Below are 11,586 nucleotides of genomic sequence, written 5' to 3' on the forward strand. Positions count from 1 at the left end.
ACCCATTCTGCTCCGACCCACGGGCTTATAACGTCTCGCTGACATTCCACGATCGGAGCCACGCGCCGGACCCGTGACGAGATCGACGCCCGCGGCGTGGCGCTGCCACCGACACGACCCATGTCACCGAAACGAGTATTCTCGATAACGCTGCAGGTCGCGGTCGTCCTCGTCGTCCTCTCGCTGGTCGTCGGCCAGCTCCTCGGGCAGCCGATACTCCTCAGCTTCGTCGAGACCGGCAGCATGCAGCCCACGCTCGATCCCGGCGACGGGTTCGTCGCGATCCCCGCGCCGCTCGCCGGCGACGTCGGCGCCGGGGACGTGGTGACCTTCGACGCACAGGAGATCGAGGGCGGCGGGTTAACCACCCACCGCGTCGTCGAGGAGACGGATCGCGGGTATATCACGCGGGGCGACAACAACCCGTTCACCGATCAGGACGGGGGCGAACCCGTTGTGCAGGACGCTGAGGTCGTCGCCGTGGCGCTCTCCGTGGGCGGGAGCGTAGTCGTCATCCCGCACCTGGGCACTGTCGCGATGGGGATCCAGTCGGGGCTCTCCTCGGCGCAGACGTGGCTGGCGGTCACGTTCGGCGTCCGCTCGTTCCAGGGGACCCAGGGGCTGGCGTACATCCTCTTCGGGCTCTCCGTGGTCGCGTACGTGGTCGACTGGTACCTCAACCGCAACGCGCGCGAGGGGCGCGAACGCGACCGCTCCCGCGACGACGGCACCTCCGTGTTCGTCATCGTCGGCGTCCTCGCCTTGGTGCTGATGGCGACCGCGACCGCGGCGATGATCGTCCCGGCCGGCACGCAGGAGTACGGCGTCGTGAGCGCCGAGTTCGAGTCGGAGAACCCCACCGTCATCGAGAGCGGCACGAGCCAGGAGCTGGAGTACGTCGTCCCCAACGCCGGCTTGGTCCCGGTGTACGCGTACGTCACCCCGGCGAGCCCCGGCGTCGAGGTCGACCCGCAGCGGCTCGCGGTCGGGAGCCGCGGCGAGGCGTCGACCACGGTGACGCTCACCGCGCCGCCCGAGACCGGCTACTACCGGCTGTTCGTCGCCGAACACCGGTACCTCGCGGTGCTCCCGCACGGCGTGGTCGACGAGCTGTACGGCGTCCACCCGTGGGCGCCGCTCGTCGCGATCAACGGCCTGCTCGGCGGCGGCATCGCCGGCCTCGGACTCGTCTTCCTCCGCGGCGAGCCCGCGCGTATCCGTTCCCGGGAATCGCGCGAGAACCCCCCGCTGTACCGCCGCCTCCTCCGCCAGTTCTACAGGTGACCGAATGAGCGCTTCATCCCCCGACGAGACTCGACTTCGACTCCGCGCGATGCTGGACGCACAGTTCGCCGTACTCCTCGCCGTCCTGCTGATCGCGGCCGCCGCCGGCGGCGGGCTGGTCTACGCGACCCACGTCGATCCCGGCACCGAGGCCCGCGAGGAGACCGTCTCCTCGTTCACGGTCGAGACGGCGTACGACCACTCCGCCGAGGTGACCGAGCCGAACTCGGTGTTCGAGACCGGAACGGTCCTCGACGGCCGGGAGACGTACTTCACGCAGGTCGCGCCCGTGCTCGACGTCGCCGTCGAGACGACCTACGCGGCCTCCTCGGCGTCGGACGTCGACGTCCGGTTCGACTCCGTGCTTGTCATCCGCAACGTCGGCGAGGAGGGCGGCACCGTCTACTGGAGCGAGCGGGAGCCCCTGGCGTCGGAGGCCGTCTCGGACGTCGAACCCGGCGAGACCGCGGGGTCGTCGTTCGCGCTCAACAGCTCGGCGGTCGACGCGACCGCGGCCGCGATCGAAGAGGAGCTCGGCGCGTCGCCGGGCGAGACCGAGATGTTCGTCGTCACCGACGTGGCGGTCGAGGGAACGATCAACGGCGAGTCCACCTCGTACGCCCGGACGGTCGAGCTGGGGCTCGACCACGGCGGCGACACGTACGCGGTCGACGATCCAGGGGTCTGGTCGGACACCGCCGAGCGCACGCGGACGGTGGCCGTCGAGCGGAGCTACGGCCCCCTCCGGTCGATCGGCGGTCCGCTCCTGCTCGCGGTCGGGCTCCTCGGGAGCGGCGCGCTGGCGTACGCCCGGCGGGAGCGCGACCTCGCGCTCACGCCCGCCGAGCGCGACTACCTCTCGTACAGCGACGACCGCTCCGAGTTCGCGGAGTGGATCACGACCTTCCGGCTCCCGGCCTCCGTCCACGAGCGTCCCGAGGCCGAGGCGGAGAGCCTCCGCGACCTTGTCGACTTCGCCATCGACAACGACACGGGCGTCGTGGAGGACCCCCGGACGGGCGCGTACCACGCCGTGTCCGGCGAGTTCGTCTACACCTACCGGCCGCCGTCGCCGCCGGCGGTCGCCCCCGAGGAGGGCGCGGACGACGATCCCCCCGCCGGCGACGTCGACGACGCCGACCCCTCCGACGACGCCGGGGCTGGCGGCGACGCCGGTATCGATCCCGACGACCGCGACTAGCGACCACGCGTCCACTTCCCGGCGGGAGCGGTCCGGACCGCGACCGACATCGGCGTCGGTTTCGAATCCCCAGCCGACTCCGGAGACGCGCGATCGGCCGCGGCGGTCTCGGCCCCCGCGACCCGTTAGGGAAAGTAACCTACTTGAGTGTGCGCCGGCAATTATCGACCGCAGTCCCGTGGTGTAGTGGCCAATCATAATGGCCTTTGGAGGGAATCCGTCCGCGTTCGCGGCTGAGACGCGACCACGGTCTGTCTCGTCGGAGACGACCGTCGGATGCCCGAAGTCAGCCATTGACGGCGGTTCGAATCCGCCCGGGACTACTCTTGCCGCGAGCAACACCGCGAGCGGCAAATACGTCCAGCGGATTCGAAGCAGGGAACGGAGCGAGCGAAGCGAGCGGAGTGAGTAAGGTTCGATATCCGCCCGGGACTACTCGCCTTCGAGACCGTCTCGCCTCGCTTTCCGGTCTCGCCCGAACACGGCATCTCGAAAAGCCACAGGAGTTTTGCCGCAGGCAAGCGGATGGAGGGGTAAGCGCCGATACCGCGGACGGCGGCAGCGTCGTATCGGCTGGAACAGACGATTCCTGATGGCCCCTGACCTGACGCTCGTAACGACCGCCGTCGCGCTCCCTTTCGTGGCCGCAGCCGTCTCGCCGCTCCTGTATCGGGTCCTCGGCGAACGGACCGGCTACGCGGGGGCCGTCGTCGCGACAGCCAGTTTCGGACTGCTGGCGACGGGGGTCGACGATTACGGCACCGTCGGAGTGTCGTGGGTCCCCGCGCTCGACGTGGGCATCCAGTTCACCGTCGACGGGTGGGGGCTCCTCTTCGCGCTCTTGGCCAGCGGCATCGGCGCCCTCGTGTTCGTGTACTCGACGTCGTACATGCACGGCGAGGAGGGGTTGGCGCGCTACTACGCGGCGCTGCTCGCGTTCATGGGGTCGATACTCGGCGTCGCGCTCGCCTCGGACCTCGTCTTTCTCTTCCTGTTCTGGGAGCTGACCAGCCTCTGTTCGTTCGTGCTCATCGGCCACCACACCGAGGACGCAGAGTCGCGCTACTCGGCGCGGATGGCCATGGTCGTGACCGTGGGCGGCGGCCTCTGCCTGCTCGCGGCGCTGCTCATGCTCGCGGCCGCGGCGCGGGGCGCCCTCGGCGGCGTGACGTTCGATCTGACGGCGATGATCGCGAACAGCGGGGCGATGCGCGCCGCTCTCCGCGAGTCGGGACTGTTCCTCCCGGCGCTCGGGCTGATCGTCGTCGCCGCGGCCGCGAAGTCGGCGCAGGTCCCGCTCCACTTCTGGCTGCCGAACGCCATGGTCGCCCCGACGCCCGTCTCCGCCTTCCTCCACTCCGCGACGATGGTCAAGGTGGGCGTCTACCTCCTCGGCCGCGTGCGTCCGCTCCTGATGAGTCCCGAATGGGTGCTGATCGTCGCGACGCTCGGACTCGTGACGATGACCGTCGGGGCGCTGCTGGCGGTGGCCTCGACCGACACCAAAGAGCTGCTCGCCTACTCGACGGCGAGCCACCTCGGGCTGATGGTCGCCGGCTTCGGCTTCGACATCGGCTACGGCGCCGAAGCCGGCGCGTTCCACCTGCTCAACCACGCGCTGTTCAAGGCGCCGCTGTTCCTCGTCGCGGGGATCGTCGTCCACGAGGCCGGGACCCGCAACCTCAACAACCTCGGGGGGCTGTGGCGGGAGCTGCCGGTCACGGCCGCCGTCACCGTCGTCGCCGCGTTGAGCATGGCCGGCATCCCGCCGTTCAACGGCTTCTACTCGAAGGAGCTGCTGTTCGAGGCCGCGTACGAAGTGGCCCACGAGGCCGGCGGCCTCGCCTGGCTGTATCCCGCCGTGGCGACGCTCGCGAGCGTGTTGACCGTCGTCTACTCGCTGACGTTCCTCGCGCTGTTCTTCGGCGAGCGGCGGGCCCCGGCCGCCGACGTCCACCGACCGCCGGTCACGCTGATCGGGCCTCCCGCGGTGTTGGCCGTCGCGGCGGTCGTCGTCAGCGTCGCGCCGCAGTTGGCGGTCGACGCCATCGTCCAGGGGGCCGTCGACGCGACCGCCACCGGCGAGGCGCAGCTCGCGGTCGGACTGCCCACTCACCTTTCGCCTCCGGTCGCGATGTCCGGCGTCGCCGTCGTCGGCGGGGTCGCCGCGTACCCGCTCCGCGGGCGTCTCGCGACCGGCGTCCGACGCGGCGTCGACGCGCCCGTTCCCGTTCGGCCCAGCGGGTGGTATGACTGGGTCGTCTCGACCACGACGGCGACGAGCGCCCGGTTCGGCTCGGCGGTCCACAACGGTCTCCTCCGGAGGTACGTGGGATGGACGGCAGCGGCCGGGAGCCTGCTCGCGCTCGCCGGCTTCGCCGCCACGGGAGCCCCCGCCCCCGGCGCGCTCGGCGGGACCGGCGTCACGCTGGCGGTCGCCGTCGTGTTGGGGGTCGCGACCCTCGCCGGCGTGGCCGTGGCGGCCGCCGCGTCGCACGTGTCCGGCGTGCTCACGCTGTCGATCCTCGGGTTCATGCTCGCCATCTTCTTCATCCTCGCGAGCGCGCCGGACCTGGCGCTCACGCAGCTGGTCATCGAGACGCTCATTCTCCTCATGTTCCTCTTAGTGCTCCAGCGGCTGCCGTCGTTCTACTCGGAGATACGGCCGCTCTCGATCGCCCGCGACGCGAGCGTCTCGCTCCTCGTGGGCGCGACGGCGTTCGTCGCGGTCCTCCTGACCATCCCGGATCCCGACGCCGACCCGACGAGCGTCGCCACGTACTACACGGAGCAGGCGGTTCCGGGCGGCGGCGGCACGAACGTCGTCAACGTCATCCTCGTGGACTTCCGGGCGTTCGACACGCTGGGTGAGCTGCTGGTCGTCACGGTCGCCGCGATCGCCATCCTCGTGCTCGTGACGATGCGGACCCGCGGCGAGGCGTCCGAGGCCGCGAGCGACGGGGAGTCGATTCCCGACGGAGGTGACTCGCCATGACGACGACGATCATGCGGACGACGGCTCGGGTGACCGTTCCCGTCGTGCTCGTCGTCGCGATCTCGCTGTTCTTGCAGGGCCACAACCTGCCCGGTGGCGGCTTCATCGGCGGTGTCCTCACCGCGGCGGCGTTCGTGCTGATATACGTCGCCTACGACCTCGACTACTTGGAGTCGGGGGTGCTCGGCAGGGAGGTCGAGCACGGCACCAGCGTGTTCGAACAGCGCACGGTCACCGCCTACCGTCGCATATTACTCGCGGGCCTGGTGGTCGTTCTCGCCAGCGGCTTCGGCGGGATGCTCATCGGCGACCCGTTCCTGACGCAGGGGTACGTCCACCTCGAGGGGGTCCCGATATACCGCGAGGTCGAGCTCGCGAGCGCGCTCCTCTTCGATCTGGGCGTGTACCTCGTCGTTGTCGGCAGTGTTTTGACTATCGTCTCGGTGGTGAGCGCCGAATGAGCCGGCGCAGCGAGACGACATCGGCCGGATACGGAGCTGACGGCCGATGAGCGCCGCCCTCGCGGTCGCGGTCGGCGGGCTGTTCGCTGTCGGAACGTTCCTGCTCCTCCAGCGGGACCTAGTGCGGGTCGTGTTCGGGATCGCGGTCGTCTCCCAGGCCACGTTCGTCTATCTGATCGCGATGGGCGGTATCGAGGAGGGAACGGGTGATCTCGTCCCCGTCCTCGACACTCACGGCGGCGCAGTCCCCGAGATCGCCGACCCGGTGGTACAGGCGCTCGTCCTGACGGCGATCGTCATCAGCTTCGGAACGACCGCGCTGGCGCTCGTCTTATCGTACCGCGCCTACGAGGAGAACGAGAGCATGGACGTCACGGAGTGGTCCCGATGAGCCTGCTCGTGATCGCGCCGCTACTCGTCGCGGTGACCACCGCCGTGTGTACGCTCGCGCTCGGCCGGCGGCCGCGTCTCCAGCGCGCGGCGAGCGTCGGCGGCGCCGTCGGCTACGTCGCGAGCGTGTCCGTCGCCGTCTGGGCGCTCGTTCTCGGACCGGCGGCCCCCGGTGCGGCGGTCTATCAGGTGGGCGACTGGCCCGCCCCCTTCGGGATCACGCTCGTGTTAGACGGGCTGTCGGCGTTCATGCTGACGATGGCCGCGGGTGTTGGCATCGCGTCGATACTGTTCTCGGTCCGATACGTGAGCCGCGAGAACCAGCGCGTGTACTACCACCCGCTGTTCCACATGCTCCTCGTGGGCGTGACCGGCGCGTTCCTCACCGGCGACCTGTTCAACCTGTTCGTCTGGTTCGAAGTAATGCTGATCGCCAGTTACGTGTTCGTCGCCTTCTACGGTACCGATCACGCCACCGCGGCGTCGTTCCGGTATCTCGTGATGAACGTCTTCGGAAGCGCGCTCATGCTCGTCGCCGTCGGCGGCCTGTACGCCGCCACGGGGACGCTCAACATGGCCGACATGGCCCGCCGACTGGCGACGCCCGACGCGTACGGCATCGATCCCGCGCCCGTCGTCGGACTGTCGGCGCTGCTGCTCGCGGTGTTCGCGCTGAAAGCCGGGCTCGTCCCCTTCCAGTTCTGGGTGCCCGGCGCCTACACCGCCGCCCCGGCGCCTATCACCGCGATGTTCGCCGGCGTCACCAAGAAGGTCGGCATATACGCCATCGTTCGCTGCTACTTCACGGTCTTCGCGACCGCGTCGGTCCCCGTCGATCTGCCGGGCCTCACCGCCGCGTCACCGCTGGGCTTCCTCGCCCCGGTACTGGGAGCGATGGGAGTTGCGAGCATCGCCGTCGGCGGATTCGGCGCCGTCGGTCGGGACCGACTCGAGAGCGTGTTCGCGTACTCGAGCGTCGGACAGGTCGGCTTCATCGCGGTCCCCGTCGCCATCGCCGCGGCGGCGGATCCCGCGGGGGCGTTCCGCGGGGTCGCCATCGCGGCCGCGCTCGTGTTCGCGCTCCACCACGCGCTCGCGAAGGGGCTGCTCTTCCTCGCGGCGGCCGCCGTCGAGGACGCGACCAAGACGGGTCGGCTGCGGCACCTCGGCGGCCTCGCCGGCCACTCGCCGGTGCTCTCGGGGGCCGTCTTCGTCGGCCTCCTCTCGCTGATCGGCCTCCCGCCGCTGACCGGGTTCTTCGGAAAGTTCCTCGCGTTCGACGCGGCGGTTCGAGGGATCGCGTCGAACCCCGGCCCGTCGTCGGCGCTCGCGCTTGTCGCGCTACTCGTCGGCGCCGTGCTCACGATCCTGTACGCGACGCGGGTGTGGACCAGCGGCTTCTGGGGCCGGGAGACGGCGGCCGTCGAGGTCGCCTCCGCCGATTCGGGACAGGTCGCGGTCCTCGTCGCGCTCGCGGCGGCCGTGGTTCTCGTCGGCGTCGGGTTCGATCCGGTCTACCGGTTCGCCGAGACGGCTGCGACCGCCGCGCTTGACAGCGAGGCCTACGTCGATGTCGTGGGCCTGAACGGCGGTGACCGGGCGTGACCCGCACCTGGCCGGTCGCCGGGGTCCTCTTCGGCGTCCTGTGGGTGTTCGTCCAGGGACCGCCGCTCGCGCCGGAACCGCTTCTCGGATCGCTGCTGATCGGTCTCGTCGTCGGCTTCCCCACGGCCTTCGTGTTCCGGCGTCTGTACGGTGAGACCGTCGATCTCTCCCGATCGCTTCGCGGGGTCCCGTACGTGTTGCTGTACGTGGTGACGTTCGTTTGGGAGGCGATCGTCGCCAGCCTCGACGTCACGTACCGCGTGCTCGCGCTCTCCAGTCCGTCCGAGCCCGAGGTGATCCTCATCCCGCTGCGCGTCCGGACCGACCTCGGCGTGACCACCATCGCCAACAGCATCACGATGACTCCCGGGTCGCTCACGCTCAACTACGACTCCGAGGAGAACGCGCTGTATATCCACGTCATCGACGGGAGCGACCCGGAGGAGATCGTCGATCCGATTCGTAAGTGGGAGAACTACGCGCTCGTCGTCTTCGACGAGGAGCTCTCTCCGGGCGACCCCGCGCCGGACTTCGCCGTCTACCCGCCCGACGAAACGCATCCCGCCCTCAAACAGGCCGCCCCGGAAGTGGGGGAGGAAACGGAAACCGAGCTGTCGACGGCGGAGACGAAAACCGAGCCGTTGACCGAGGAGGCCACAGGAGGTGACGGAGATGGCCGCTGACGGACCCCTGTTGCTGGTCATCGACGCCGCGATCGTCCTCGTCGCGCTCCTGAACCTGTTGTGCGGCTACCGCGCGGTCAAGGGGCCGACCGTCCCCGACCGCGTGGTCGCGCTGGACGCCATCGCGACGAACGTCGTCGCGATCGCCGTTCTGTTCGCTATCAAGACCGGTCGGGGCCTCTTCGTGAACGTGAGCATCGTCCTCGCCATCATCGCGTTCCTCTCGACGGTCGCGGTTGCCAAGTTCATCACCGAAGGCGACGTCATCGTCACGCGAGAGTGACTACGTCATGAATCACCAACATCACGTGAAACGAATCGTTTCGACGGATCACCGGGGCTCCGGGGGCGATCACCGATGATCGAATCGACTCCGACACGGACCTGGATCGTCGTCGCGTTCGTCGTCGTCGGGGCGTTCTTCCTCACGGTCGGGACGATCGGTCTGTTGCGGCTGCCGAACGTGTACAACCGGATGCACGCGACGAGCAAGCCGGCGACCATCGGAACGGTGGCGATCTTTCTCGCCGGGTTCGTCTACTTCGGCCCCGGGGGCGCCGGCCTCTCGTCGCTCGTCGGAATCGTCTTCCTGTTCCTGACGGTGCCGACCGGCGCACACATGATCTCGCGGGCGGCCGAACAGACCGGCGTCCCGTTCCTCGGCTCGGTGACGTGGCCGGGGAAGTCCGACGACGACTAGGGGAACTCCCGGAAAATAACCGACTGGGCCAGAGCGGAGACGAAACACGGATCCCGCTCCGGCGGGCGGCGGTCGCGGCCTAATTCGGTGCAGTAGACGCTCGTGATCTCCGCCGCAACAGTGGGGTATGAGTACCGTCCAGAATCTCAAAGCGCTCCTCGCCGACGCTGAGGAACTCATGATCGTCTGTCACAACAACCCGGACTGTCTCGCGAGCGCACTCGCGCTGGCCCGGATCGCAATCCCCGCCGGCATCGATCAACACCACATCCTGTACAGCGGCGACCTCTCTCACCAGCAGAATCGGCCGTTGGTCAATCTCCTCGACATCGATCTAAAACCCTTCGAGCCCGCGGCCGTCGAAGACCGCGCGAGGGGTCGCTGCTCGCGTTCGTCGATCACGCGGTTCCGGGGGGAACAACCGAGTTCCGCAGGGACCCAATGTCGATATCGTGATCGACCATCACCCGGACGAAGAGATCGAGGCGCGGTTCGTCGATCACCGCGAGCAGGCCGACGCGACGGCGACGATCCTGACGGAGTACGTCCGAGAACTGGACGTCGAGAGGGACGTCGACCCCGGGACGGCCCTCCTGTTCGCGATCCGTCGCGAGACGCTCGGATTTCTCCGTGGCGTGACCAGCGACGAGTACGACGCCGCCGGCTGGCTCCACGAACACCCGGACGGTGCGTTACTCCGCACGCTCTCGACGCCGTCAGTTACCGGGGCAACTATCGACGCGTCCGACGCCAGACAGCTATACGTGAACTATCCCCAAGGAATATTTCTCTCGAGTGTGCTATCGCACCCGTATGTCCGCTTCCGCTCGATCGCCGCGTGAGGCAGACCGCGAGACGGCTACCGACGGTGACCCACCCACGGCGTCCGCGGCGGAGCGGATACGCCTCCACGGGGACGTGCCGGCGGCGTTCGAGCGCGATCTCCGGTCGCTCGCCGACGTGGCCCGGAACCCCCTGCGTCGCCCCCTTGTCACCGTCGTCGCGGCGCTCGTCGTCTGCACGCTCGGTTATCAGTCGGTCCTCGTCGCCGTCACGGCGGGCTCGGTCGCGGGGGTCCTCGCGGTCGTCGCCGTCGTCGCCGCCTACGCGGTCGCGAAGCGGCTCTGGGCGGTGCAACACCGACACATGGTCGCGGAGCTCGCGGCGGCGGACGAGCTCGATCGGCTCCGCTGAGCCGGATCGTCGAGGTTAGTCGACCGGACGCCGTGCGGGAGCGCGTCACTCGCCGGCATGTGTGTTATTTTTTATCATGCAGTACATCCACCGAGGTATGGATCACACGCAGTACCGCGACACCGTCGTCGAGAACCGCCGGAAACACGGCTTCGAGCCGGTCGACGAGCACACGAACGGGTTCGACCCCGTGTGGGAGGCCCGCGACGACGACGACTCCGTCGGGGCGGTCGCCGTCCTCGCCACGCTCGTCGACGACGAGCCGGACCCCAGCCCGGAAGACCTCGTTGCGACCGCCGACTCGTTCCGCGACGTGCTCGTCGACCGCGTCGACGACCGCCACGGGTCGACGACGCCCCTCGGCTACGTCGTCTTCGCGGTCTCGGATCCGGACCCCTCGCTGGTCGACGCGGCGCGCTCGTACACGGTCGCCCGCCGCCGAACCAACGTCTTCCCCATCGTGTACGACTGCGAAGAAGGGACGCTCCACCGACACGAGGTACCGCGGCTGAAAGGGAGAGGCATCTACCGCAGACAGGCGGAGGACGCCGAACGACTGTTCGAGGTGTGATGCGCTTGACGAACGTCGAACGGACGGGAATAACAGGATTCCCTACCGAGACAGCAGGTTCCATCGGAACGGCGTTCTAGCGGACTTACAATCGGTTTCAGGGTGTCGTTGAGCGTCTTCAATCGACGCTTTCTGAATTTCAGTCGCCCCATTACTACCCCGTCGGTAGCTCTGAAGAAAACCAATGAGCGATGGAGTTGACTCTCCGTGTGGTCTCCGATGACCCGGTGGCGTCGCGTCGCCGTGGTGTTGGTCGCAGTGTCGATCGTCACGGCCGGGATTCCGATGACTGGTGCCTTCTCCAGCGTTTCGGCCGAGAGAACGGTGTCCGTCGGTGTCGCAGAGGACGACGAAGCATTTCTCTCGCTGGAGCCGTCGAACGGTCCCAACGGCGCGTACGCCGAGCAGTCTGGCGGAACGCTCGAACTGAACTTGCCTTGTTGAATGCAAGACTGCGTCGGGGTAGGGTCGATAACTCACGGTTTCACGGTGTCAGAGACTG

General features: G+C 68.5%; 12 protein-coding genes, 1 tRNA gene and 1 pseudogene. All 14 read left to right on the plus strand.

Annotated elements, in window-relative coordinates; translation table 11 throughout:
• The first annotated feature begins 120 nt into the window (after positions 1-120).
• The 14 genes and pseudogenes from N5096_RS02920 (at position 121) to N5096_RS02985 (ending at position 11,528) form a co-directional block, all read left to right on the plus strand.
• Positions 121-1,284 carry a signal peptidase I gene (locus tag N5096_RS02920; RefSeq protein ID WP_267662838.1) on the plus strand — a complete coding sequence of 388 codons (1,164 nt, stop codon included), beginning with the start codon at positions 121-123 and terminating at the stop codon, positions 1,282-1,284.
• A gap of 4 nt (positions 1,285-1,288) precedes the next feature.
• Entirely contained in the window at positions 1,289-2,485 is a 1,197-nt protein-coding gene (locus tag N5096_RS02925) for a DUF5305 domain-containing protein (protein WP_267662839.1), read from the plus strand.
• A 172-nt stretch (positions 2,486-2,657) separates the two neighbouring features.
• A tRNA-Gln gene (locus N5096_RS02930) sits at positions 2,658-2,808 on the plus strand.
• A gap of 269 nt (positions 2,809-3,077) precedes the next feature.
• Entirely contained in the window at positions 3,078-5,480 is a 2,403-nt protein-coding gene (gene mbhE / locus N5096_RS02935) for a hydrogen gas-evolving membrane-bound hydrogenase subunit E (RefSeq protein ID WP_267662840.1), read from the plus strand.
• Positions 5,477-5,941 carry an MnhB domain-containing protein gene (locus N5096_RS02940; RefSeq protein WP_267662841.1) on the plus strand — a complete coding sequence of 155 codons (465 nt, stop codon included), beginning with the start codon at positions 5,477-5,479 and terminating at the stop codon, positions 5,939-5,941. Before mbhE ends, N5096_RS02940 begins: the two co-directional genes overlap by 4 nt.
• Positions 5,942-5,987: 46 nt before the next feature.
• Positions 5,988-6,332, plus strand: a complete 345-nt coding sequence (locus N5096_RS02945) for a sodium:proton antiporter (protein ID WP_267662842.1) — start codon at positions 5,988-5,990, stop codon at positions 6,330-6,332.
• Positions 6,329-7,936, plus strand: a complete 1,608-nt coding sequence (locus N5096_RS02950; RefSeq protein ID WP_267662843.1) for a complex I subunit 5 family protein — start codon at positions 6,329-6,331, stop codon at positions 7,934-7,936. The genes N5096_RS02945 and N5096_RS02950 overlap by 4 nt, the downstream gene beginning before the upstream one ends.
• Positions 7,933-8,619, plus strand: a complete 687-nt coding sequence (locus N5096_RS02955) for a Na+/H+ antiporter subunit E (protein ID WP_267662844.1) — start codon at positions 7,933-7,935, stop codon at positions 8,617-8,619. Before N5096_RS02950 ends, N5096_RS02955 begins: the two co-directional genes overlap by 4 nt.
• Positions 8,609-8,902: an MrpF/PhaF family protein gene (locus N5096_RS02960; RefSeq protein ID WP_267662845.1), complete on the plus strand. Its 294-nt coding sequence runs from the start codon at positions 8,609-8,611 to the stop codon at positions 8,900-8,902. Before N5096_RS02955 ends, N5096_RS02960 begins: the two co-directional genes overlap by 11 nt.
• Positions 8,903-8,977: 75 nt before the next feature.
• Positions 8,978-9,319, plus strand: coding sequence for a monovalent cation/H(+) antiporter subunit G (gene mnhG, locus N5096_RS02965; RefSeq protein WP_267662846.1), 342 nt, complete (start codon positions 8,978-8,980; stop codon positions 9,317-9,319).
• 127 nt (positions 9,320-9,446) lie between these two features.
• A pseudogene (locus N5096_RS02970) lies at positions 9,447-10,062 on the plus strand (DHH family phosphoesterase); the annotation flags it as partial.
• Positions 10,063-10,132: 70 nt separating this feature from the next.
• Positions 10,133-10,513: a hypothetical protein gene (locus tag N5096_RS02975; RefSeq protein ID WP_267662847.1), complete on the plus strand. Its 381-nt coding sequence runs from the start codon at positions 10,133-10,135 to the stop codon at positions 10,511-10,513.
• A gap of 97 nt (positions 10,514-10,610) precedes the next feature.
• Positions 10,611-11,084, plus strand: a complete 474-nt coding sequence (locus tag N5096_RS02980; RefSeq protein WP_267662848.1) for a hypothetical protein — start codon at positions 10,611-10,613, stop codon at positions 11,082-11,084.
• Between the two features lie 258 nt (positions 11,085-11,342).
• On the plus strand, positions 11,343-11,528 hold the full coding sequence (locus N5096_RS02985; RefSeq protein ID WP_267662849.1) for a hypothetical protein: 186 nt from the start codon (positions 11,343-11,345) through the stop codon (positions 11,526-11,528).
• The last annotated feature ends 58 nt before the right edge of the window (positions 11,529-11,586 follow it).

It is taken from the genome of Halorubrum yunnanense (genome assembly GCF_026586675.1).
Classification (GTDB): Archaea; Halobacteriota; Halobacteria; order Halobacteriales; family Haloferacaceae; genus Halorubrum; species Halorubrum yunnanense.